The organism is Micromonospora sp. DH14, from assembly GCF_029809455.1.
Lineage (GTDB): Bacteria > Actinomycetota > Actinomycetes > Mycobacteriales > Micromonosporaceae > Micromonospora > Micromonospora parva.
Genome location: NZ_JARVKT010000001.1, coordinates 289,074 through 312,343, shown reverse-complemented (window position 1 = coordinate 312,343; position 23,270 = coordinate 289,074). Strand labels below are relative to the sequence as shown.

Annotated in this window: 21 protein-coding genes and 2 pseudogenes; 13 read left to right on the top strand and 10 right to left on the bottom strand. The window is 72.2% G+C overall.

The annotated features are described in order from the left end of the window. Positions 1–13: 13 nt before the first annotated feature. Entirely contained in the window at positions 14–637 is a 624-nt protein-coding gene (locus QCZ28_RS01470) for an HAD hydrolase-like protein (protein WP_279514844.1), read from the bottom strand. Positions 638–720: 83 nt separating this feature from the next. Here QCZ28_RS01470 and QCZ28_RS01465 point away from each other — a divergent pair, with 83 nt between their 5' ends. Then, on the top strand, positions 721–3,204 hold the full coding sequence (locus QCZ28_RS01465; RefSeq protein ID WP_279514843.1) for a helicase-associated domain-containing protein: 2,484 nt from the start codon (positions 721–723) through the stop codon (positions 3,202–3,204). A gap of 30 nt (positions 3,205–3,234) precedes the next feature. On the opposite strand, the gene QCZ28_RS01460 is transcribed toward QCZ28_RS01465, so the two are convergent. Both QCZ28_RS01460 and QCZ28_RS01455 read right to left on the bottom strand, forming a co-directional pair. Then, positions 3,235–3,471 carry a hypothetical protein gene (locus QCZ28_RS01460; protein WP_210864968.1) on the bottom strand — a complete coding sequence of 79 codons (237 nt, stop codon included), beginning with the start codon at positions 3,469–3,471 and terminating at the stop codon, positions 3,235–3,237. Between the two features lie 97 nt (positions 3,472–3,568). Next, positions 3,569–4,447, bottom strand: a complete 879-nt coding sequence (locus QCZ28_RS01455; RefSeq protein WP_279514842.1) for a L,D-transpeptidase family protein — start codon at positions 4,445–4,447, stop codon at positions 3,569–3,571. Positions 4,448–4,618: 171 nt separating this feature from the next. Between QCZ28_RS01455 and QCZ28_RS01450 the strand changes: the two genes are divergently transcribed. Together QCZ28_RS01450 and QCZ28_RS01445 are read left to right on the top strand one after the other, a co-directional pair. Continuing rightward, positions 4,619–6,298 carry a DNA repair helicase XPB gene (locus tag QCZ28_RS01450; RefSeq protein WP_030329662.1) on the top strand — a complete coding sequence of 560 codons (1,680 nt, stop codon included), beginning with the start codon at positions 4,619–4,621 and terminating at the stop codon, positions 6,296–6,298. Between the two features lie 285 nt (positions 6,299–6,583). Next, positions 6,584–6,807 (top strand): annotated as a pseudogene (locus tag QCZ28_RS01445) (hypothetical protein); the annotation flags it as partial. Positions 6,808–6,829: 22 nt separating this feature from the next. Here the strand turns inward: QCZ28_RS01445 and QCZ28_RS01440 are convergent. The 4 genes and pseudogenes from QCZ28_RS01440 to QCZ28_RS01425 all read right to left on the bottom strand — a co-directional run. Continuing rightward, positions 6,830–7,102 (bottom strand): annotated as a pseudogene (locus QCZ28_RS01440) (TetR-like C-terminal domain-containing protein); the annotation flags it as partial. Positions 7,103–7,132: 30 nt separating this feature from the next. After that, entirely contained in the window at positions 7,133–7,873 is a 741-nt protein-coding gene (locus QCZ28_RS01435; protein WP_279514841.1) for a hypothetical protein, read from the bottom strand. Positions 7,874–8,029: 156 nt separating this feature from the next. Continuing rightward, the gene (locus QCZ28_RS01430) at positions 8,030–8,992 is read right to left on the bottom strand and encodes a zinc metalloprotease (RefSeq protein ID WP_279514840.1); all 963 of its coding nucleotides are present in this window, start codon (positions 8,990–8,992) and stop codon (positions 8,030–8,032) included. Between the two features lie 159 nt (positions 8,993–9,151). Then, entirely contained in the window at positions 9,152–9,904 is a 753-nt protein-coding gene (locus QCZ28_RS01425; RefSeq protein WP_279514839.1) for a TIGR03089 family protein, read from the bottom strand. 144 nt (positions 9,905–10,048) lie between these two features. Here QCZ28_RS01425 and QCZ28_RS01420 point away from each other — a divergent pair, with 144 nt between their 5' ends. The 3 genes from QCZ28_RS01420 to QCZ28_RS34475 are packed head-to-tail and all read left to right on the top strand — an operon-like array spanning position 10,049 to position 13,473. After that, positions 10,049–11,113, top strand: coding sequence for a hypothetical protein (locus tag QCZ28_RS01420; protein ID WP_279514838.1), 1,065 nt, complete (start codon positions 10,049–10,051; stop codon positions 11,111–11,113). Between the two features lie 54 nt (positions 11,114–11,167). Next, on the top strand, positions 11,168–11,950 hold the full coding sequence (locus QCZ28_RS01415) for a hypothetical protein (protein WP_279514837.1): 783 nt from the start codon (positions 11,168–11,170) through the stop codon (positions 11,948–11,950). Continuing rightward, positions 11,872–13,473 carry an esterase-like activity of phytase family protein gene (locus QCZ28_RS34475; RefSeq protein ID WP_347815077.1) on the top strand — a complete coding sequence of 534 codons (1,602 nt, stop codon included), beginning with the start codon at positions 11,872–11,874 and terminating at the stop codon, positions 13,471–13,473. The genes QCZ28_RS01415 and QCZ28_RS34475 overlap by 79 nt, the downstream gene beginning before the upstream one ends. Positions 13,474–13,629: 156 nt before the next feature. On the opposite strand, the gene ligD (QCZ28_RS01405) is transcribed toward QCZ28_RS34475, so the two are convergent. Then, positions 13,630–14,547, bottom strand: a complete 918-nt coding sequence (gene ligD, locus QCZ28_RS01405; RefSeq protein WP_279514836.1) for a non-homologous end-joining DNA ligase — start codon at positions 14,545–14,547, stop codon at positions 13,630–13,632. Next, positions 14,537–15,478, bottom strand: coding sequence for a non-homologous end-joining DNA ligase (gene ligD / locus QCZ28_RS01400; protein WP_279514835.1), 942 nt, complete (start codon positions 15,476–15,478; stop codon positions 14,537–14,539). Before ligD (QCZ28_RS01400) ends, ligD (QCZ28_RS01405) begins: the two co-directional genes overlap by 11 nt. Positions 15,479–15,563: 85 nt before the next feature. On the opposite strand from ligD (QCZ28_RS01400), the gene QCZ28_RS01395 reads away from it, so the two are divergent. From QCZ28_RS01395 to QCZ28_RS01370, 6 genes are all read left to right on the top strand, one after another. Then, positions 15,564–16,592, top strand: a complete 1,029-nt coding sequence (locus QCZ28_RS01395) for a Ku protein (RefSeq protein WP_030334296.1) — start codon at positions 15,564–15,566, stop codon at positions 16,590–16,592. A gap of 73 nt (positions 16,593–16,665) precedes the next feature. Next, on the top strand, positions 16,666–17,304 hold the full coding sequence (locus tag QCZ28_RS01390; protein ID WP_279514834.1) for a DUF4241 domain-containing protein: 639 nt from the start codon (positions 16,666–16,668) through the stop codon (positions 17,302–17,304). Positions 17,305–17,452: 148 nt separating this feature from the next. Continuing rightward, positions 17,453–18,124: an FKBP-type peptidyl-prolyl cis-trans isomerase gene (locus tag QCZ28_RS01385; RefSeq protein WP_279514833.1), complete on the top strand. Its 672-nt coding sequence runs from the start codon at positions 17,453–17,455 to the stop codon at positions 18,122–18,124. Between the two features lie 188 nt (positions 18,125–18,312). Next, on the top strand, positions 18,313–19,140 hold the full coding sequence (locus QCZ28_RS01380; RefSeq protein WP_279515284.1) for a hypothetical protein: 828 nt from the start codon (positions 18,313–18,315) through the stop codon (positions 19,138–19,140). Between the two features lie 31 nt (positions 19,141–19,171). Further along, complete coding sequence (locus QCZ28_RS01375; protein WP_279514832.1) at positions 19,172–19,825, top strand: HAD family phosphatase; 654 nt, start codon at positions 19,172–19,174, stop codon at positions 19,823–19,825. A 28-nt stretch (positions 19,826–19,853) separates the two neighbouring features. After that, a complete protein-coding gene (locus QCZ28_RS01370; RefSeq protein WP_279514831.1) occupies positions 19,854–20,864 on the top strand; it encodes an NADPH:quinone reductase in 1,011 nt (336 codons plus the stop codon). Between the two features lie 187 nt (positions 20,865–21,051). On the opposite strand, the gene QCZ28_RS01365 is transcribed toward QCZ28_RS01370, so the two are convergent. Further along, positions 21,052–22,701, bottom strand: coding sequence for a fatty acid--CoA ligase (locus tag QCZ28_RS01365; RefSeq protein ID WP_279514830.1), 1,650 nt, complete (start codon positions 22,699–22,701; stop codon positions 21,052–21,054). Positions 22,702–22,757: 56 nt separating this feature from the next. Between QCZ28_RS01365 and QCZ28_RS01360 the strand changes: the two genes are divergently transcribed. Then, positions 22,758–23,249, top strand: a complete 492-nt coding sequence (locus QCZ28_RS01360) for an NUDIX domain-containing protein (RefSeq protein WP_030334282.1) — start codon at positions 22,758–22,760, stop codon at positions 23,247–23,249. Positions 23,250–23,270 lie beyond the last annotated feature (21 nt).

The following is a 23,270-nucleotide window of genomic DNA, read 5'->3' as shown; positions in this document are numbered from 1 at the left end:
TTCACTTGAGCCGCTACTGCTCCAAGGCTAGCTGGATCATCCCGTCGAGCGCCGCTGGGAATTCGGTGAGCTCGTCCAGCACCACTTCCGCCCCGGCCGCGCGCAGCTCAGCACGGGAGCACGGCCCGGTCGCGACACCGATGCCGGGCACCCCGGCAGCTGCCGCCGCCGCGATGTCCGCCACGTGGTCACCGACGTAGTGGGTGGCGCCGTGCTCCCGCAGGGCGGTCGCCTTCTGCTCGGCGAACAGGTCGCCGGCCAACTCGTCGACCGCGAGGCCGAGATGGTCCAGGTGCAACCGGGCCAACCGGCCGATCTTGGAGGTGACGACCAGCACCCGGCCACCCCGGTCCCGGATCGCGTCGATGGCCTCCCGGGCACCGGGCAGCAGGAGCGTCGGCGTGATCGCGTACGCCGGGTACAGCTCGCGGTACACCCGTACGGCCGACTCGACCTGCTCCGGCGGGAACCAGTGCGCGATCTCGGTACGCAGCGGCGGCCCCAGCCGGGACACCGCCAGCTCGGCGTCGACCGGCACACCGGTCCTCGCGGTCAGCGCCCGGTACGCCGCGGCGATGCCGGGGCGGGAGTCCACCAGGGTCATGTCGAGGTCGAATCCGACGGTCAGTGCGGGCATGTCGAGAAACGTACCGGCTACTCCCGGTCGGCCGGACGTCCGAGGGGCGCGGAAGCCCAATGCCGGGCTAGCGTGGAAAGACGATGACCACCTCACTCGCCGACCACCTGCGGTCGCTGCCCGACGAGTCACTGGCCGCGCTCCTCCAGCTGCGGCCCGACCTCGTCGTGCCCGTGCCGGCCGATGTCTCCGCCCTGGCCATCCGGGCCCAGTCCCGGGTCTCCGTGGCCCGCGCGCTGGACGGGCTGGACCAGTTCACCCTCCAGATCCTCGACGCCGCCCGCCTCACCCGGAACCCGGACGACGCCACCACGGCCACCGACACCGTGCTCGCGATGGCGACCGCCGGGCCGCAGCCGCCGGCTCCGACGGCCGTCCGGGCCGCCGTGGGCCGACTGCGTGCGCTCTTCCTGCTGTACGGCCCGGAGCACGCGCTCCAGGTGGTGCCCGCCGTCGACGAGGTGTCCCCGTACCCCGCCGGGCTCGGCCGGCCCGCCGCGGAGCTGGACCCGCGCACGGCAGCGCTCTGCGCGGACCCGGCGAAACTCCGCCGGACGGTGCTCGCCGCCCCGCCCTCGGCCCGGGCGATCCTGGACCGGTTGGCGGCCGGCCCGCCGGTCGGCAGCGTGCCGCCGGGGGCGTTGCAGGCGCCGCCGCTCGGTACGGAGGACCCGGTCCTCTCCGACCCCACCAACGGGGGTGCCCCGACCGGTTCCCCGGTGCGGTGGCTCGTCGACAACCGGCTGCTGGTCCCCGTGACGACCGGCTCGTCCACGGCCAGCGGAACTGTGGAGCTGCCCCGCGAGGTCGGCCTGCTGCTGCGCCGCGACACCGGCCCGCTCGGGCCGCTGCGCACCAGCCCACCGCCGGTGGCCGCCGCACCGCGGGAGCCGAAGGCTGTCGACTCGGCCGGGGCCGGGCAGACCATGGAGGTGGTCCGGAACACCGAAGGGCTGCTGGAGCAGCTCGCCGACGAGCCCGCGCCGGTGCTGCGTTCGGGTGGCATCGGTGTGCGGGATCTGCGCCGGTTGGCGCGTACCGCCGGGCTGGACGAACCGGCCACCGCACTGCTGCTGGAGGTCGCGTACGCGGCGGGGCTCGCCGGTGAGCTGGAGATACCCGGCTCGGCCACCGGCCGGTACGGTGCGGACCAGCAGGTGCTGCCGACCGGCGGGTACGAGGTGTGGCGGGCCGCCTCACTGGCCCAACGGTGGGAGCAGCTCGCCCGAGCGTGGCTGACCATGACCCGGCAGGTGGGGCTGGTCGGCCGCCGGGACGACCGGGACCGGCCGATCGCCGCGCTCTCCGCCGAAGCCGAACGGGCCGGCGTGCCGGCCACCCGCCGGGCGGTGCTGGGCGTACTCGCCGATCTGGAACCGGCCACCGCGCCCACCCCGCAGGAGGTGCAGGACCTGCTGGACTGGCGGGCCCCGCGCCGCAGCCGGGGCCGGGACGCCGCCCACCGGGAGGTGCTGGCCGAAGCCGCGCAGCTGGGCGTGACGGGGTTGGGGGCGCTCACCACGTACGGTCGGCTGCTGCTGGGTGACCTGACGTCGACCGACGAGCGGACCGACGACCCGCTGGGCGTGCACGCGGACATCGAGAGCGGTGACCCGTCCAGTGCCGCGCGGGCGCTGGACGCGTTGCTGCCCGCGCCGGTCGACCACTTCCTGGTGCAGGCCGACCTGACCGTGGTGGTGCCCGGCCCACCCGAGCCGGCGCTCGCCGCCGAACTGGAGGCGATGACCGAGCTGGAGTCGGCCGGCGGGGCCAGCGTGCACCGGGTCACCACGGCGAGCGTGCGACGGGCGCTGGATTCCGGCTACACCGCCGACGACCTGCACGACGTGTTCCGGCGCCGGTCACGTACCCCGGTGCCGCAGGGGCTCACCTACCTGATCGACGACGTGGCCCGTAAGCACGGCGGGTTGCGGGTCGGCCTGGCCGGGGCGTACCTGCGCAGCGACGACGAGACGCTGATCAGTGAGGTGCTGGCCGACCGGCGACTGGAGTCGTTGGCGTTGCGCCGGCTCGCGCCGACGGTGCTGTGCACGCAGTACCAGGTCGGCCGGTTGCTGGGCGCGCTCCGCGACGCCGGGTACGCGCCGGTGCAGGAGGACGGCACCGGCAGCACCGTGCTGGCCCGGCCGCGCATCCGGCGGGCCCCGCCCCGGGTGTCGGTGACCAGTCGTACGACTGATCCGCTGGCCGCCCCGAAGCTGCCCATGCCCCGGCTGCTCGGCGTGGTGGAGCACATCCGGCGGGGCGACGCGGCGGCGCGGGCGGCCCGACGCGCACCGGCGGTGGTGCGCGGCGGCGCTCCGGGGCTGGGCGGCGGCCCGGTGCCGGCGCACACCCACAGCGAGGCCCTGGCGGTGCTCCAGCAGGCGGTCCGGGACAAGGCGCTGGTCTGGGTCGGTTACGTCGACGCGCACGGGGCGACCGCGTCGCGTCTGCTCAAACCGGTCTCGATCGGCGCTGGCTACCTGCGGGCCGAGGACGAGCGGACCGAGATGCTGCACACGTTCGCGCTGCACCGGATCACCGCGGCGGTGGTGGCGGACTGACCGACGGCGCCGTCGCGCGGGGCGCTTCGGTCAGCGGCGGCTGCGGCGCACGGTGCCGATCACCGAGATGACCAGCAGCAGCGCGAAGCCGGCGCCGGCGGCCTCCCCGACCGAGTCGATGAAGCCCTGCTGGAGCACCAGCCAGCCGAAGAGGAACCACCCGAGCAGGAGCGTCGCCGCGACGGCGTACGCGATCACGGTCGCTCGGGACACCTCGTCCGGTGGTGCTTGCTCATGCTCCGCGATCACGTCATGGTCGACCGTCATGCCCAGCCTCCCCGCCCGGTCCGGCCCTGGACTCCAAGAGTGACACTCGAGAGTCCGGTCGGACAGGGGGTTACCGCCGCAATTCGCTGCGTGTCGCTCAAGTGCCGGGGCGGCGGCCGATCAGGACCACCCGGGTGCCGACCTTGCCGAGTTCCCACATCCGGACGGCGTCGGCGTGCAGGAGGTTGACGCAGCCGTGCGAGCCGATCGACTTCTCGTGCAGGTAGGTGGTGGTCTCGTGGAAGCCCATCCCCTGGGTGAAGTGCTGCCAGTACGGCAGCCACACCTCGTACGGGTCGGACCACTCCTTGGGGTTGCGGTAGTTGACGGTGTAGGTGCCGGCCGGGGTGCGGTAGCCGGACATGCCGGTGCGGGTCACCGTCGGCGCCATGATCACCTTGCCGGCGCGGAGCGCCCAGACGGTCTGCCGGGTCAGGTCCACGCAGAACGTGGTGCCCGTGCCGCCCTTGCAGCGGGCCGGGTCGGTGGTGGCGAGGCGCTGGGCCACGTCGAGGGTGGTCGGCCCGGCGCGACCCTCGACGGGGCGAATGCCGTACCTCTTCTGGAACTTCTTGATCGCGGCGCAGTCGGCGGCGGACTGCCGGCCGTCAACGGTCACCGCCCCGAACCCACCCAACCGGGCCAGGTAGGTCTCCACCGCGCGCTGGTGCTGGCCCTGGGGGCAGCCGGCGACGGTCGGCGTACCGCTGGGGGTCGGTTTGGTCGTGCTCGTGCGGGTCGGCTTCGGCGTGGGTTTCCGGGAGGGTTTCGGAGTGGGTACGGCCGACGTGGGCGGGCCGTGCTGGTCCGGCCGGGGCGTGTCGCTCGCCCCCGTTGCCCGTTCTGCCGCACCGGCTGGGGCGGCTCCCCCGCCACCACTCCCACCGGACTGCGCCTCGAACGCGCACGCACCCGCGCCGACCAGCACGACCACCACGAGGGCGAGCAGCCGGGAAGTGGTCCGAAAGCGCTTCATGGAGCCTCCCCTGACAATCGTCCCCTTCTTAGACGTTCGTGAGTGCCGTCACGGTTGCGCCGGGTGCGCATCTTTCTTCCGCCGTCCCGCATCGTGCAACACTGGATGGTCGGCCAGCGGCGGGTATGCGACCCGTTCCGGCCGACGGTCAACCGAGGAGAGGACGCTGGCGTGAGCGGTGGACCACTGATCGTGCAGTCGGACAAGACCCTGCTGCTGGAGATCGACCACCCCGACGCGCAGGCCTGCCGGATGGCGATCGCGCCGTTCGCGGAGCTGGAACGCTCGCCGGAGCATGTGCACACCTACCGCCTGACCCCGCTGGGCCTGTGGAACGCCCGTGCGGCGGGGCACGACGCCGAGGGTGTCGTCGACTCGCTGATCAAGTACTCCCGCTATCCGGTGCCGCACGCGCTGCTGGTGGACGTGGCCGAGACGATGGACCGGTACGGCCGGTTGCAGCTCGCCAACGACCCGGCGTACGGGCTGGTGCTGCGCGCACTGGACCGGCTGGTGCTGATCGAGGTGGCCAAGAGCAAGAAGCTCGCCGGGATGCTCGGAGACAAGATCGACGACGACACCATCAGGGTGCACCCGTCCGAGCGGGGCCGGCTCAAGCAGGCGCTGCTGAAGTTGGGTTGGCCGGCGGAGGACCTGGCCGGTTACGTCGACGGTGAGGCGCACCCGATCGAGCTGGCCGAGGCCGGCAAGGACGGGCGCAAGCCGTTCACGCTGCGGTCGTACCAGCGGGAGGCCGTCGAGGCGTTCTGGGCCGGCGGGTCGGGCGTGGTGGTGCTGCCCTGCGGCGCCGGCAAGACCCTGGTCGGCGCGGCGGCGATGGCCGAGGCGAAGGCGACCACGCTGATCCTGGTCACCAACACGGTGGCGGGACGGCAGTGGAAGCGGGAGCTGATCGCCCGCACCTCGTTGACCGAGGAGGAGATCGGCGAGTACTCGGGCGAGCGCAAGGAGATCCGCCCGGTCACCATCGCCACGTACCAGGTGCTCACCTCGCGGCGCGGCGGCGCGTTCACCCACCTGGACCTGTTCGGGGCCCGCGACTGGGGCCTGGTGGTCTACGACGAGGTTCACCTGCTGCCCGCGCCGATCTTCCGGTTCACCGCGGACCTCCAGGCCCGCCGTCGGCTGGGCCTCACGGCGACCCTGGTACGCGAGGACGGCCGCGAGGGTGACGTGTTCAGCCTGATCGGCCCGAAGCGGTACGACGCCCCGTGGAAGGACATCGAGTCGCAGGGCTGGATCGCCCCGGCCGAGTGCACCGAGGTACGGGTGACCCTGACCGACGCGGAGCGGATGTCGTACGCGACGGCGGAGGCCGAGGAGCGCTACCGGATGGCGGCGACCGCCCGCACGAAGCTGCCGGTGGTGAAGGCGCTTGTCGACCGGCACCCGGAGGACCAGGTGCTGGTGATCGGCGCGTACATCGACCAGTTGCACCAGCTCGGCGAGTACCTCGACGCGCCGATCATCCAGGGCTCGACCACCAACAAGGAGCGGGAGCGGCTCTTCGACGCGTTCCGCACCGGGGAGATCCGCACGTTGGTGATCTCGAAGGTCGGCAACTTCTCCATCGACCTGCCCGAGGCGGCGGTGGCGATCCAGGTGTCCGGGACGTTCGGGTCACGCCAGGAGGAGGCGCAGCGCCTGGGCCGGGTGCTGCGGCCGAAGGCCGACGGCCGGCAGGCGCACTTCTACACGGTGGTGTCCCGGGACACGATCGACACGGAGTACGCGGCGCACCGGCAGCGCTTCCTCGCCGAGCAGGGGTACGCGTACACGATCGTCGACGCCGACGACGTCCTCGGCCCGTCCCTGCCGTCCTTCGACTGACCTCACGCCACGCGCGGCCTCGATCGACTCGGTTTTCAGGAAGTCGCGGTGTCCGCCGCGCTGTGATGCCCCAGTTTCCTGAAAGCCGAGTCGATCAGCTCGGTGAGCGCGGGGCACGGCCCGGGAACGGGATGTCTCTCGTGCTCGCTATAGAGCTGATGTCGTAAACGAATCAGTCGCCCGCGTGGGGCCGCCAGCAGCACGCGGTAACTGTCGTCGCGCCACCCTGATCCGTGCCGCTGGTCCGTCGCTCCAGATCTTGGACACTTTCCGTCCGAACGGAAAATATCCAAGATCTCAACGATTTCGCGCTCCGCCCGGATCTTCGCGCGTACCGCGGCTCGGGTGTTGGTCCGGCTCGGCGCGCGGGTCGAGCCGGGCGAGGTGACCGTCTCGGCGGAGGACCAGCGGGGCGTACGACATTGGGTCTTCTGCGATCGACCACTACCCGGCGCGGCGCGCGATGCGCCCTGCCGGTCGACCACCTCGCACCGTGCGCGCGGCGGCCGAGTCAGCCCCGACCGGCGACGCTCAGCGGGAGAAGCGGTCCACCAGCATCGCCAGCCGGCGATCGTGGTCGGCGCGGCGGAGCCGCCCGCTGCGCATCAACGTAACCAGCCCGTGTAGGCCGCTCCAGAACGTCTCGGTGACCGCCTCCAGGTCGTCGTCCCCGACGAACGGGCGCACCGTCTCGGCCAACTCGGCGATGCCCCGAGCCAGATCGGTCGGGACGTCCTGGCTGGCGAACGGCAGGTCCACGGCGAGGGTGAACATCGCGTCGTAGATCGCGGGTCGTTGCTGGGCGTACGCGACGTAGCGCGCCGGGCCCCCGGCTCACGACGTGGGGGGTGGGCAGCGGTCGGGGAGGGTGACCTCGCCGGGGCGGTGGTCGAAGGTGTCCATGGTGAACCACTCGTCCAGTTCCGGGTCGAAGAGGTTCTGCAGGCCGAACTGCAACACCTGCCACCAGCGGCTCGGGTCGCGCTGGTCGACGTAGATGTCGCCGAGCGCGAGCGGGAACCGGAAGAACTCCCCCGGCACTGTGGACCCGCCGACGACGCCGACCCGCCAGTGGTCGACGTGCCGGTCCTTGGCACCCTGCAGGATCTCCGGCCCCACGTAGCGGGCGGTCTTCAGCTTGTCGTTGAAGATCTGCCGGTTGAGGAACCCCGGGACCTTGCTGCATTCGCGCGGCGGGAACAGTGGGATGTTCGGCCATTTGTAGGTGAGCGTGTAGAGGGTGTTCTCGTAGATCAGGTTCGTGAACCAGATCGGGTGGTCCGGGCCGCCGGCGATCATCTGGCTGTTGCCGTCGCGGCCCTGCCACGAGAACGGCACGTCGATGCCGAGGTCCCGCACGATGTACCGGCCGGTGCCCTGGAAGTCCGCGGGGAGCAGCGGCGGGCGCGGCTCGCGCGGGTCGGGGACCGAAGGACCGTCGGCCTGGGCCGCGCGGGGCAGAGGGGCCGCTGCCGGACCGGGCACCGCTGCCGGGCCGGGCGCGACGACGCCCAGCGCGAACAGCCCACCGGCGACCGCCGACAGCAGTGTCCGATGGGTACGCCTCGACGCCATGCGCCCTCCGCCGCCAAAGTGCCAGATGCTCTCGGCGAAGCGTAGGAGCAGGCAGAACGTGAGGATTGCCGTAATGGTCGGGCTCCACCGGAAGGGTGAGGCGGACGGGGCCGGCGGGTCACCGCAGCGACCCGCCGGCCCAGAGTCTCAGGTGGGTTACCCGGCACCGCCGGCCCGGAACGCCACCCAGGCGTCGCTCATCCGGTCGGCCTGACCGGGCGTGAACATGTTCATGCAGGAGTCCTCGGTGTAGTCCATGAAGTTGTGGATCGGGTCGAGCCCGGGCGCGGTGCAGGAGTCCGCACCCACCGGGCAGTCGAACTGCGGGGCCGCCTCGCGCGGGGTGTCCGCGACGAAGTCGCCGGACGCGGAGCAGCCGTGCGCGAAGGTGTGCTCCAGCATCAGCCAGTGCCCGACCTCGTGCGTCAGGGTGTCACCCAGGGCGTACTTGCCGGCCGTGCCACCCGGCATCGACTCGTCGAGCATCACCACGCCGTCGATGTAGTCGCGCCCGTTGTTGTAGCCCTTCGGGAAGTACGCCCAGCCGAGCAGCCCACCGCCGATGTTGGCCGCGTACACGTTCAGGGTCTCCGAGTCGCCGGTGTACAGCGCCTTCTTCATGTCCCGCTCGTTCTTGCCGGGCACCACCGTGTACCAGGCGCTGTTCACCGTCCAGGTGGTGTCGACGAGCGAGAACCGGAACGGCGTGTTGGCGGCGTCGCCGGCCGTGCGGCCCGCGAACGAGTCGTTGAGCACCGTCATCTGCGCGGCGATCAGGGTGTTCCACCTGGCCGTCTCGGCTGCGGTGAGCGGATGGTCGGAGATCATGTGGAAGACCGTCGGGATGGTCACGCTGCCGTTGGGCAGGCGTGGCGCGTCCTTGATCACGCCGTAGGCGTTGGCCTCGTTCTTGGCGTACAGCGCCGGTTCCTGGACGGTGGCGCCCTTGGCGACCCGGGCCGCGCCGGGCGCGTCGGCACCCGGCTCGCAGGCGGCGACGCCCGGGGAGACGGTCGCGGGCGCGGCCGTGGCGAGCGCCCCGGAGGCGCCGCCGGACGCCAGGACCGTCGCGGCGGTGGCGGTGAGGACCGCAAGTCGGAAGGTCGATCTTCTGCGCATCGGTGCACCTTTCGTGAGGGAGGCGGTGCCGGGTCGATGGCGTCGCTGTTCGGTATGAGAACACGCCGACGGCATCGACAAAAGCCCCTCTGAGCAGGGCAGATGGCGATGTAACGGAACCGGACCGGGCAGCGCTGTTTGGGGCGCTCCCGGCGAAGTTCAGAGGACCCGGGTCACCTGTTCGGCGGCGACGACCGCGTCCCGCCGCGCCGGGTCGAGATTGGCGCTGATCACCACGGACGCGCCGGCCGACAGCGGCGCGAGCAACCATTTCAGCGGCTGCTCGGTCTCGGCCGCGTCGACCAGCAGCCGGTCGCCGGCCCGCAGGTCCATCATCGCGGCGACCTCCCGGGCGAGCGCCCCCCACTGGCCGTAGGTGGTGCCGTCCGCGCTGGCCGGGTCCGACGGGCGGATGGCGGTGTGGTCGGGTGTGACATCCGAGTGGCGGAGCACCTCGGCGGACCAGTCCAGCCAGCCCAACGGCACGTCGGTCAGCCGACCCGCCTCGGTGCCGACGAGGTAGCGGTGCGGGGCGTCCGGCACGTCCTCCAGCCAGTCGTCCTGCCGCTGCGGGGTCACGAAGACCGCGTCGAACGGCCGGTCACCGCCCGGTTCGAGCACCGGCAGGCCCGCCGTGGCGCGCGGCCGGAACGACACCGCCAGGCCCGAGGCCCACGCGCCCAACAACACCGCGGCGGTACGCCAGTGCGGCGGCAGCAGGACCGCTACGCGGCTGCCGGGGCCAAGTCCACAGCCGTCCCGCAGCAGGCTGGCGCTGCGCGCCGCCCACGAGCCGACCTGCTGTGCGGTCAGGTCGACCCGCTCGCCGGTCGCCTCGTCGCGGTAGCTGAGCAGCGGACTCTCGGCCTCGACGGGTCGGGCCGCCAGGTCGGCGGTAACGGTTGGCTGCATCTGCGCGCTCCCCGGTGACGACAACGGCTTCAGCCTACTCAACGACTTTGGTTGTACCCGTCGTCGGCCGATGGCCGTAGCGGTTGGCCGGGTGGCTCGCGCACGGTGCGGGGGACGACAGCGAAACACCGCCGAGGAGCACTCATGCCGACCGGATCCGACCCCGGCACCGCCACCGATCCCGCCGTCGGCCGCCCGGCCGCCGCTGACCGTCCGCGTCGGCGGCTCCTGCCGGTGATCGCGTTGCTGCTGCTCGCGCCGTGGGCGGCCGAGTGTTCGTGGGGTGGCTTCGCCATCGACGACTTCCTGCCGGTGCTGATCTTCCTCGGCCCGATGTACGGCGGGGCGGCGATCCTGATCCGGGAGACCGCCCGGCACCTCGGCGCGGGTTGGCCGACGATCGTGCTGCTCGCCGCCGCGTTCGGCGTCCTCCAGGCCGGCCTGGTCGACCAGTCGCTGTTCAACCCGCACTACCTCGACGACACCCAGTACGCCGACACCCGTGCCGCCGCCGAGGCGTCGCTGGTGCCGGGGCTCGAATTCAGTCTCCGGCAGGCCTTCGACTACGTGGGCAACCACATCGTGCTGACCATCTGCGCGCCGATCGTGCTCGTCGAGTCGTTCCTCGGACCGGGCCGCCGCCTCCGGCCGTGGCTCGGCCGACCCGGGCTGGCCGTGGTCGCCGTGCTGTACCTGCTCGGCAGTCTGCTGATCTTCGCGTCCGACGGGGGCCGGAAGAACTTCCTGGCCAGCCCCCTCCAACTGACCTTCGCCGCAGTGGTCGTGCTCGCCCTGGTCGCGACGGCGATGCTGCCCCGCTGGCGTCGCCCCGCTCCGCGCCGACCCCGCCGGCTGCCGCATCCGCTGTGGCTGGGCCTGCTGGTCGTCCTCGTCCGGCTCGGCGCCGACCTCGCGCCGGGCTGGGCGGGGGTGACCATCGCGCTGGGGCTCGCCGCCGTCGTGGGGGCCGCCATCGCGTACTGGTCGTCGGGCGTGCGCTGGGTGCAGCGGCACGTGCTCGCGGCCGGCTCGGCCAGCGTGGTCAGCGCCGCCGCGTTCGCCTACCTGGTGCCGCCGTACTCCCCGGGGAACCCGGCGGCGGCGCTGGCCGGCGACGTCGCGGTCACCGTCATCACCGTGGCCCTGGTCGGCGGCGCCTGGTGGCGGCTGCGCCGTGCTTCGCCGACTGTTCACGTCGGCGCAAGCTGATGCTCCCCAACGGCTGTCAGCCTCCGTGCGGGTACGACCTAACGGAGGAAGTCCTTGACACTCAGAAGAGCATTCACCGCGCTCACCGCAGCCGGTGTCGCCGCCGCCAGCCTGACCGGGGCCACTCCCGCGTCGGCCGGCGGGCACCACCACCCAGCCAGGTCGCTCGCCTTCGACCGGGTCGCCACGTACCCGGTCTTCCAGAACCGCCCGGCCGGCGAGGATCCGACGACAGCGACGGTCGCCGAGATCTCGGCGGTCAGCGAGGACGGTCGCACTCTGATCCACACCGACGCGTTGGCCCGGCGCATCGGCTTCCTGGACATCTCCCGTGCCGACCGGCCGCGCGGCCTCGGCACGCTCTCCCTGGCGCAGCTCGGCGACGCCGAGGACGAGCCGACCTCGGTCGCCGTGGTCGGCAGGTACGTGCTGGTGGTGGTGAACACCAGCGCCAGCTTCACCGCGCCGTCCGGCCGGCTCGACGTGATCGAGCTGGCCAGTCGGCAGCGGGTGGCCAGCTTCGACCTCGGCGGCCAGCCCGACTCGATCGCGATCAGCGCTGACAAGCGGTACGCCGCGATCGCCATCGAGAACGAGCGCGACGAGGAGGCCACCCCGCCCGGCGGCGAGGAGGGCGACCTGCCCCAGGCACCCGCCGGTTTCGTGCAGATCGTCGACCTGACCGGGAAGTCCCCGGCCGGTTGGCGGCTGCGGCCGGTAGCGCTGACCGGGTCGACGGCAGCGCGCTGCCCGCGCTGGTGCGGGCCGGTCTCGCCGCGCCGACCGACCCCGAGCCGGAGTACGTCTCGATCAACAGCCGGAACCAGTTGGCAGTGACGCTGCAGGAGAACAACGGCGTCGCGGTGGTCGACCTGCCCACCGGGCGGATCACCAGCGTGTTCAGCGCCGGCACCGCCACGATCAGCGGCATCGACACCAGGAAGGACGGTGTCATCGACCTGACCGGCAGCATCACCGACGTGCCGCGCGAGCCGGACGCGGTGGCCTGGATCGACGACCGCTATCTCGCCACGGCCAACGAGGGCGACTGGCGCGGCGGCACCCGGGGCTGGTCGGTCTTCGACAGCCGCAGCGGACGGGTCGCCTGGGACGCCGGCAGCACGTTCGAGCGGCTCGCCGTCACCTACGGGCTGCACAACGAGGACCGGGCCGGCAAGAAGGGCACCGAGCCGGAGGGCGTGGCGGTCGCCGAGTACGACGGCGTGCGGTACGCGTTCGTCGGCTCGGAACGGAGCAACTTCGTCGCCGTCTACGACCTGAGCGACCCCACCCGGCCGGTGTTCCGGCAGGTGCTGCCGACCACCAACGGGCCGGAGGGGCTGCTGCCCATCCCGTCGCGCGGGCTGCTCGCGGTCTCCAGCGAGGAGGACGACGCCTCGGTCAACGTCCGGGCCTCGGTGTCGCTGTTCCAGCTCGGCACTGGCACCCCGGCCTTCCCGAGCATCGTCTCCGGCACCGACCGGGCGGGCGCCCCGATCGGTTGGGGCGCGCTCGGCGCGCTGAGCGCGGTCCCGGGCAAGCGGGACCAGCTCTACAGCGTCACCGACGCCGCGTACAGCCAGACCCGCATCCTCACCATCGACACGAAGCGGACGCCGGCCGTGATCACCGGTGCGCTGCCGGTGCGGGACGCGGCCGGCGCGCCGGTCGGCTACGACGCGGAGGGCGTGTTCGCCCGCCCGCAGGGTGGCTTCTGGCTCGCCGTGGAGGGCGCCACTGGCGCGCAGAACAAGCTGGTCCGGCTCGACGCCGCCGGGGTCACCCGGCAGACCGTCGCGCTGCCCGCCGAGGTCGCCGCCGGCCTCGGCAAGCAGGGCCTGGAGGGGGTCACCGCGACCACCGACCGGCAGGGTCGGGAAATCGTCTGGGTGGCCGTGCAGCGGGAGCTGAGCACCGATCCGGCCGGCATCGTCCGACTTGGTCGGTACGACGTCGCGGCGGGCACCTGGAGTTGGTTCGGCTACCGGTTGGGGGCCACCAGTGTGCCCGGCGACTGGATGGGCCTCTCCGAGATCACGGTGGTCGGCGACCGGCTCGCGGTCATCGAGCGGGACAAGCTGAACGGCCCGGCCGCGACCGTCAAGCGGATCTACACGGTGCCGCTGCCCGGTGCGGCTGCCACCGGCCCGCTGACAGTGCTGCCGAAGAGCCTCGCCGTCGACGTGCTGCCCGCGCTGCGCGCCACCAACGGCTGGACCCAGGAGAAGCTGGAGGGTCTGACTGTCGCCGGCAACGGCGAGGTGTACGCGATCACCGACAACGACGCGGTCCAGGACGCCACCGGCGAGACGGTGCTGCTGCGCCTCGGCTCCAGCCGGAAGGTCTTCGGACACCGCTGATCCGGCACGGGCCGTGCGCGACCCGGCCCGCCAGGTCGACGTGCTGTTGAGCGGTATGCCTCAGAGTCATATTGATGCCTCTGAGGCATACCGCTCACTGTCACATCCGCCCCGACGGAGGTGACCGACGGTGACCGCCGACCGGCCGAGTCAGGTTCAGCCCGTTACCGGCAGTTCCGGGCCGCCGTCGAGCAGCGGGCCGAGCAGGTCGTCGTACTCCTCGACCCGGTCCAGGACCTCGGCGGCGGTGAACTGGCGGACGGCCGGCTTCCGGCCGCGCGCGCCGGTCTCCACCTCGTCCCAGGTCAGCGGCGTCGACACCGACGGCACCGACTGGGCCCGCAGCGAGTACGGCGCCACGGTGGTCTTCGCCGCGTTGTTCTGGCTCCAGTCGATGAAGACCTTGCCCGGTCGGAGGTTCTTCGCCATCTTCGACACGATCAGCTTCGGGTGGGCCTTCTCCAACTCCTGGGCGATCCGGCGGGCGTAGGCGGAGACGTCGTCCGACGACTGGGTGCCGGCGATCGGGCAGCAGAGCTGCATGCCCTTCTTGCCGGAGGTCTTCGGGTACGACTCGATGCCGTCGTCGGCGAGCCGGTCGCGCATCAGGACCGCCACCGGGCAGCACTCGGCGAGCCCGGCCGGCGGTCCCGGGTCCAGGTCGACGACCATCATGTCCGGGTGCTCGCCGACCTTCCACTGCGGCGTGTGCAGCTCCAAGGCGGCGAGGTTCGCCAGCCAGACCAGGGTGGGCAGGTCGTCGGCGACCACGTAGTCGATGGTCTCCCGGCCCTTCGTCGACCCGGGCGCGGGCAGATTCTCCACCCGCACCCAGTCCGGGGTCGCGGCCGGCGTGTTCTTCTCGAAGAACGACTTGTCGTCCACCCCGTTGGGGAAGCGGATCCGGGTGACTGGTCGGTCCCGCAGGTGCGGCAGCAGCACCGGGGAGATCCGGGTGTAGTAGTCGATCACCTCACCCTTGGTGAACCCGGCCGCCGGGTAGAGCACCTTGTCCAGATTGGACAGCTCCAGCGAGCGGCCCTCGACGTCCACCCGTAGCCGCTCAGCCGGCATCGTCGACCTCCTCCGGAGGCTTGTCCGGGCGCAACCGCAGCACCCGGGGGAAGCGCAGCCGGCCGTCGGGGGTGCGCTGGCCGTACTTCACCTCCACCACCACCCGGGGTTCTACCCAGATGGCGCCCCGGGCATCCTCGCGCGGCACACCCGCGGCGAACGGTGACACGCCGGAGCGCAGCGGCTCCAGCTCGGCGAGGAGCTGCCGCTCGATGGCGGCACCGATCCCACCACCGACGCGGCCCCGGTAGATCAGCCGGCCGTCCGGGCCGGGCACCCCCACCAGCAGTCCGCCGATCCGGCGCGCTCCCGGTCGCCAACCGCCGATGACGAAGTCGCCGGTCACCTCCAGCTTGACCTTCACCCAGTCCGGCGAGCGCACCCCCGGGCGGTAGACGGCACCGACGCGCTTGGCCATCACCCCCTCCAGGCCGTGCTCGCCGGCCGCCTCGTAGGTCGCCGGGCCGTCGGCGAACATCGGCGGCACCGCCCACCGGGGGCCGCCGAGAGCGAGCACGTCCAGCGCCTCCCGGCGGCGCTCGTACGGCCAGCCGGTCAGGTCGTCGCCGTTCAGCCGCAGCAGGTCGAAGATCATGTACGTCACCGGCATGACCGCCGCCAACCGGGCCGCCTTGTTCCGGTCCCGTACGTGCATCCGCTCGGCCAGCGCGGTGAACGACGGCTGCCCACCCTGCCCGAGCAGCACGACCTCGCCGTCGAGCAGCGCGTCGTCGACCTGCTCGGGCAGGGTGGCCAGCTCCGGGTACGCGGCGGTGATCTCCACGCCGGAGCGGGCATACAGGTGCTGGTCGCCGCCGGAGATGTCGGCGAGCGCGCGGACGCCGTCCCACTTGAACTCGTACGCCCAGCCGTCACCCGCCGGGAGCGGCCCGGTCATCGCGAGCATCGGCTTGAGCGGCGCGCCGGGCACGACCCGACTGTAGTAGCAGGCCGAACACCTCGCGTCCGGTTCTTTCGGATGCGAGCATGGTCGATACCGGGGAAGGGAGCGCAGGATGCGTGCCATCTGGAAGGGAGCCGTGTCGTTCGGGCTCGTCTCGATCGGGGTGAAGCTCTACTCCGCCACCGAGGAGAAGGACATTCGGTTCCACCAGGTGCACCGCGAGGACGGCGGTCGCATCCGCTACAAGCGCACCTGCTCGGTCTGCGGCGAGGAGGTCACCTACGACGACATCGCCAAGGGCTACGACATCGGCGGCGGCGAGATGGTGATCCTCACCGACGAGGACTTCGCCGACCTGCCGCTGACCAGCTCCCGCGCCATCGACGTGCTGGAGTTCGTCCCGGCCGAACAGGTCGACCCGATCCTCTACAACAAGGCGTACTTCCTGGAGCCGGAGGGCGCGGCCACCAAGCCGTACGTGCTGCTGCGCGACGCGCTGATCGACTCGGAGCGGGTGGCCATCGTCAAGGTGGCGCTGCGCCAGCGGGAACAGCTGGCCACGCTGCGGGTCCGCGAGGGTGTGCTGCTGCTCAACACCATGCTCTGGCCCGACGAGATCCGTACCCCGGACTTCGGTTTCCTCGACGAGGACCTGAAGGTGCGCCCGCCGGAGCTGGCCATGGCCAGCTCCCTGATCGACTCGATGACCGGCGAGTTCGAGCCGGATGTCTTCACCGACGACTACCGGGCCGCGTTGCAGGAGGTCATCGACGCCAAGGTGGAGGGTCGCGAGGTCGTCCAGCCGGAGGAGGTCGAGGAGGCCCCGGCCGCGGCGGTGGACCTGATGGCCGCGTTGAAGGCGTCGGTGGAGCGCGCCAAGGCGGCTCGCGGCGAGCAGCCCGCCCGCGCGGGTGGCGGTGCTGGCGAGCCGACGCCCATCTCGTCGGCCCGGTCCGCACAGAAGGCAGCGGAGAAGAAGGCCGCCAAGGCGCCCGCGAAGAAGACCGCGGCGAAGAAGACGGCCGAGAAGAAGGCGGCCGAGCCGGCGAAGAAGACCGCCGCGAAGAAGACCGCCGCGAAGAAGGCGGAGCCGGCGAAGAAGACCGCCGCGCGCAAGACCGCACCCCGCAAGAGCGCCTGACCGTACGGCCCCGACGGCGGTGTCCGTCGGGCCGGGTACGCTCCGCCGGCCGCTGGCGACCGGAGGAGCCCCCATGCCGTACACCCCTGATCTGGACCGGTTGTTGACGCCCGGCGCCCGCTTCACCGACGAGCACGGCGGATACCTGATCGAGGTCCACCCGGTGGGCGACATCGTGTTGCCGACCGGCCGCGTGGTCGGGTGTGACCCGCTGGTCTGCCCGGAGGCGGAGCCGTTCACGGTGACCGTGCCCCCGGGGCGGTATCCCGCCCGCGCCTGGGTGGCGGTGGTGCTCCGGGAGGACGCCGAGGTGGACCGCCGGGTCGCCGCGCTGGAGCTGGTCGTCTCCGCCGAGCCGACGGTCCGCTGGGATCCGGCCGTCGCGGGTGACCAGGACGTCGCCACGCTCGGCGCTGACGACTACTTCGGGTACGGGGTGGACGCCGGCGTCGGCACCTTCGCCGACCCGAGCGCGCTCGCCGTCCTGGAGGGTTGGGACTCCGATCGGGTCGAGGAGGTCTTCATCCCCGCCGAACTGCCCTCGTCCCCGGTCCCGGGGCTGATCGGTGCGGTGTTGGACGAGGTCAGCGGCGCCAACGTGGTCACCGTGGCGAGCGGTTGGGGTGACGGCTGCTACGGCACCTGGATCGGTCGGGCCGCCGATGACCGGGTCACCTCGTTCGTGACCGACTTCATGGTCGTCCCGGAATAGCCGCCCGAGAACGCCCCGGAACTGTCGCGCTGGGCGATCCGGGGCGTCCGCGGCGGGCACGGTAGGCCGCGTTGCGGGTACCGTGTGCGTCGGCTTTCCCCCCGGCACCGGGTGTGCCGGCCACACTTCGCAGCAGGGAGTCGACGACGTGAGCGAGCGGACGCAGCAGAAGGGCCCAGACCAGAGCCCGGCGACCAAGTCGGGGCGACGGCTGGCCGCGCAGTTGGCGGCGAAGAAGGCCGCCGACCGGAGGCGGAAGCGCAACGCGTGGGCCAGTGGCCTCGCCGCCGTCGCCGTGGTCGGGGTGCTGATCGGCGTCTTCGTGACGATCGGCGGTGGCGACGACAAGCCCAAGAACTCGGCCGACTCCACCCCGTCCGCCTCCGCCCCGGCCCCCGACGAGGCCGGCGCACCTCCCGCGCCGCAGCTGCCCGAGGGCGCCGATCCCGCGCTGGGCAGCAAGCCGACGGTGACGCCGGGCACCGGTGAGCTCAAGAAGCTCGTCGTCACGCCGCTGATCAAGGGCACCGGGCCGGCCGTGCAGAAGGGCCAGAACATCACCACCAACTACGTGGGGGTGTTCTACAAGGACGGCAAGGAGTTCGACTCCTCCTGGAAGGCCGGCCAGCCGGCCACCTTCCCGATCGGCGTCGGCCAGGTGATCCCGGGCTGGGACCAGGGCCTGGTCGGGGTGACCGTGGGCAGCCGGGTGCAGCTCGACATTCCGGGCGAGCTGGCGTACGGCAACGACGAGGCCGCCGCCGGTGGACGTCCGACCGGTCCGCTGCGCTTCGTGGTGGACGTGCTCGCCGCCCAGTGACCTGCCCGGATCGTCCCGGTTGTTGCCGGGACGCGATGGGGTTGTTCACATGGGGCTTCCGGCCCGTCACCCAGCGGCAGTAGGTTCGGCGTCACCCCGGGCGGTTCGCCGCCCGGGGTGCCCAGCTGGAACCGGACGCGGAGGTGCATGTGACGGCGCTGGACGAGCCGGGGCGGACCGCCCGGTCGATGTGGGCGTACTTCGAGCCGGTGCACGCCGTCACCTACCTCCACCCCCGGGCCCGTGCCGCGTACGAGGCGGTGGGGCTGCGCGGTTACTGGCGCGGCTACTTCGCCGGCCGGGCCGCGCCACTGGGCGCCACCGAGGCGGCCCCGGTGGTCGCCGCCTTCTTCACCTTCGCACCGCCGATGGTGGCCCGCGCGCTGCCTGCGGTGTGGCGGTTGGCCACCCCGCAGGAGGCGTTGCGGGCCCGCCTGACCGGCGCGGTGCAGGCGCTCGCCGAGCTGACCTACGAGCTGCCGGAGTCACACCTGGTGGAGGCGGCCGACCTGCTGGAGCGGGCGGCGTCGGCGGCGCAGACCGCCGGCCGGGTGCTCGGCGCGGCCAACGCGGCGCTCCCGGCCGGCGAGTACCCGCTGGCCCGGCTGTGGCAGGCCGCCACCACACTGCGCGAGCACCGTGGTGACGGGCACGTGGCGGCGCTGGTCGCCGCCGGGCTGGACCCGGTGGAGACCCTGACCGCGCGGGTGGCGCTGGACGGCTCGCCGCCGCAGTACCTGCTGGGCCGGGGCTGGTCCGAGGAGCAGTGGCAGGCCGCCCGTGAGCGGCTCACCGAGCACTGCTGGCTGACCGGTGACGGTGCTGCCACCGACGATGCCCGGGCCGGGCTCCAGGCCGTCGAGGACGCCACCGACCGGGCCGCCGCGCACCCGTGGCGGGCGTTCACCCCGCACGACACGGACCGGCTCCGGGAGTTGCTGGAGCCGATCGCCCGCTCCTGCCACACCCTGGTCCCGGAGGGCAGCCCGGTCGGGCTGCCGGCGCTGCCCGGCTGACGATCACCCGCCGGTCGGGCAGGATGGGCCCGTGACGGATGCGGTGGTCTTCGACCTGGACGGCGTGATCGTGGATTCCGAGCCCGTGTGGGAGGAGGTCCGCCGGGCGTACGTGGCGGCGCACGGCGGAACGTGGCAGCCGGACACCCAACGCCGACTGATGGGGATGAGCACCGGCGAGTGGGCCCACTACCTCAGCGGGGAGCTGGGCGTCGGGCGCACCGCCGACCAGGTCGCCGTCGAGGTGGTCGAGGAGATGACCCGCCGCTACCGGGAGCACGTACCCCTCATCGACGGTGCCGACGAGGTCGTCCGCCGGCTGGCCGCGCGGTGGCCGCTCGGGCTGGCGAGTTCGTCGCCGACCCGGTTGATCGAGGCGGCGCTGGCGGCGACCGGCCTGACCGACGCGTTCGGCGCCACCCTCTCCACCGAGCAGACCGAGCGGGGCAAGCCCGCGCCGGACGTCTACCTGAGCGTGGCGCGGCGCCTGGGCGTCGACCCGACCCGCTGCGTGGCGGTGGAGGACTCGTCCAACGGGGTGCGTTCGGCAGCGGCGGCGGGGATGCGGGTGGTGGCGGTGCCGCACGGCTCGTACCCGCTCGATCCGGACGCCGCCGGGCTGGCGGTGGTGACGCTCGACGCGATCGGTGCGCTGACCCCGGAGCTGGTGGACGAGCTGGGTTGACCGGGGCCGAGCCGGGTAGAGACCACGGATGAAGGCCATCGTGTACGAGCGCACCGGCGACCCGTCGGTGCTGGGTCTGGTCGACCGGCCGGTGCCGGAACCGGGTGCGGGCGAGGTCCTGGTGCGGGTGGCGGTCTCTGGGGTGAACCCGACCGACTGGAAGTCCCGCCGCAGTTCACCGCCGGACGGGTGGCAGATTCCCGGGCAGGACGGCGCCGGGGTGGTCGAGGCGGTCGGCGCGGGGGTCGACCCCGACCTGATCGGTGAGCGGGTGTGGATCTGGGAAGCGGCCTGGCAGCGACAGTGGGGTACGGCGGCGGAGTACACGCTGGTGCCGGTCCGGCAGGCGGTACGCCTCGGCGACGCCCCGTTCGAGCTGGGCGCCGCCCTGGGCATTCCGTTCCTCACCGCGCACCGCTGTCTGACCGCTGGTGAGTTCATGCCGGACACGTTGCGGGCCGGCGCGTTGGCGGATCACACGGTCCTGGTTCAGGGCGGCGCGGGCGCGGTCGGCAACGCCGCGATCCAGCTCGCCCTGTGGTCCGACGCCACGGTGATCGCCACAGTGAGCAGCGCGGAGAAGGCGCAGCTCGCCGCGTCGGCCGGCGCCTCCTTTGTGATCAATTATCGGGAGCAGGACGTGGTCGAGGAGGTCCACAAGATCGCCCCCGACGGGGTCCACACGATCGTGGAGGTCTCTCCCGCCCGCAACGCCCCGATCGACGCGCAGGTGCTGCGGCACGGCGGCGCGGTCTGCATGTACGCCGACGACGGTGGGGGCGAGGTCAGCATCCCGATCCGGGCGATGATGGCGCCGAACGCCCGTTGGCAGTTCGTGCTTGTCTACACGGAGCCGAAGGCGGCCAAGGCGCTGGGCGTGAAGGACGTGGCGGCGGCGGCCAGCCAGGGCGGCATCCGGGTGGGTGCGGACGCCGGGCTGCCGTTGCACTACTACCCTCTGGCCGAGGCGGCAGCGGCGCACCAGGCGGTGGAGGACTCGACGGTGGGCAAGGTGCTCATCACCACCAGCGACGCCTGATCGGGTCGCCGACCGCCTGATTTCCCCGTCAGCAGGACAGAAGCGAATAACTTTCGCAACAATGATGGTGCGGGTCACCCCGCATGGAGCGGGCGGCCCCGGCGCGGTGCGAACGCCGGGGCCGCCCCTGGGGAGGGTTGTTGCAGGAGTACTCCCGCCCCAACAGGCGACAGTGCCCGGCAAAACGTTACGGGGCTGTCAGCTCCCGGACAGTCAGCTCACCCCCGGCGTACCGCGAACGGACGACCTTCTTGTCAAACTTGCCCACGCTCGTCTTCGGCACGGTGTCGATGAACGCCCAGCGCTCGGGCAACTGCCAGCGCGCCACCGACGCGGCCAGGAAGTCCCGCAACTCCTCCGCGGTCACCGACGCGCCCTCCCGGACCACCACGGTCGCCAGTGGCCGCTCGTCCCACCGCTCGTCCGGGACACCCACCACGCACGCTTCCAGCACCGCCGGGTGGGCCATCAGCGCGTTCTCCAGCTCCACCGACGAAATCCACTCACCACCGGACTTGATCACGTCCTTGGCGCGGTCGGTCAGCGTGATGTACCCGTCCGGCGAGAGGGTGCCCACGTCGCCGGTACGCAGCCAGCCGTCGCGGAACTTCTCCTCCTCCGGGGCGTCGTCACCGACGTACCGCGCGGTCACCCACGGCCCACGGACCTCCAACTCGCCCACGGCCGTGCCGTCGGCGGGCATCGGCTCGCCCGACGGGCCGACGATCCGCGCCTGCACGCCCGCCGGGACCCGCCCCTGCGTGTAGCGGTAACGCCACGCCTGCTCACCTGTCGCACCGGCGGGCGGACGCGAGACCGACCCCAGCGGAGACATCTCGGTCATCCCCCAGGCGTGGATGACCTCGATCCCGTGCCGCTCGTCGAACGCGTGCATCAACGCCGGCGGGCACGCCGACCCGCCGACGATCACCTCACCGAGCGACGAGGTGTCCACGTCGTGGGTGTCCAGGTAGGCCAGCAGGTCGGTCCAGATGGTCGGCACCGCACCGGCCAGGGTGGGTCGCTCGGCGGCGATCATCTCGGCGATCGGCGCGGCCTGGAGGAACCGGTCCGGCATGATCAGCGACGCGCCGGAGAGGAAGGCCGCGTACGGCAGCCCCCAGGACATGGCGTGGAACATCGGCACGATGGCCAACTCGCGGTCGGTCGGCCCGAGACCGAAACCCTCCGGCATGCAGACCTGCAACGAGTGCAGGTAGATGGACCGGTGCGAGTAGGCCACACCCTTCGGGTTCCCGGTGGTGCCCGAGGTGTAGCAGAGCGCGGCGGCGTCGCGCTCGTCCACCTCGGGCCAGTCGTACGCCTCGGGCCGGTCGGCGAGCAACGCGTCCCAGTGGTGCACGGTGATCCGGTCACCGGCAGCCGCCACCAGCGGCGCCGGGTCACCCCCACCGACCACCACGACGTGCCGCACCGTGCTCAGCTCGCCGATCACCCGGGCCAGCAGCGGAAGCAGCGTGCTGTCGACGAGCACCACCCGGTCCTCGGCGTGATTGGCGATGTAGACGACCTGGTCGGGGAAGAGCCGGATGTTGAGCGTGTGCAGCACCGCGCCCATGCTCGGCACCGCGAAGTAGGCGACCAGGTGCTCGTTGTTGTTCCACATGAAGGTGGCGACCCGCTCGTCGCCGGTCACCCCGCACTCGTCGCGCAGCGCGTGCGCCAACCGGGCGGCGGCCCGGCCCACCTCGGCGTACGTCATCCGGCGGGGCTCGGCACCCGTCCAGGTGACGACCTCGGCCGTGCCGTGCACTCCTGCGCCGTGCTCGAGGATCCGGGAGATCTGCAGAGGGGCGTCCATCATCGTGCTACGCATGGGTAACAAGCTAGTGTCGCGGGTCACACGTTGGGAACCCCCGTAAGTTGTCGCAGGTGAGCATCTCCTGGGCCGACTCATACGTGGGGCAGTTGCGCGCGCTCGCCGGGGACCGGACGCTGATGTTCGTCGGCGCCCGTGCCGTGGTGAACGACGACGCCGGACGCATTCTGCTGATCAAACGCTCGGACAACGGCCAGTGGGCCATGCCGGCCGGCGCGATGGAACTGGGCGAGTCGATCGCCGACTGCGCGGTCCGCGAGGTCCGTGAGGAAACCGGGCTGCGGGCCCTGCGGGTCTGCGCGTTCGCCCTCTACACCGGCCCCGACCGGACGAGCACCAACATGTACGGCCACACGTACCAGGTGTTCACGACGGCGTTCAAGGTGGAGGAGTGGGACGGGCAACTGGCCCGGGTCACCGACGAGACCACCGACGCGGGCTTCTTCGCCCGGGACCGGTTCCCCGCCCCGCTCTCCACCTCGGTCATCGAGACCCTGGCCGATCTGGACGTCTTCGAGCAGACGAACCGGCTCATCCTGAAGTAGGTCGGCCCCGGAGTCCGCTGA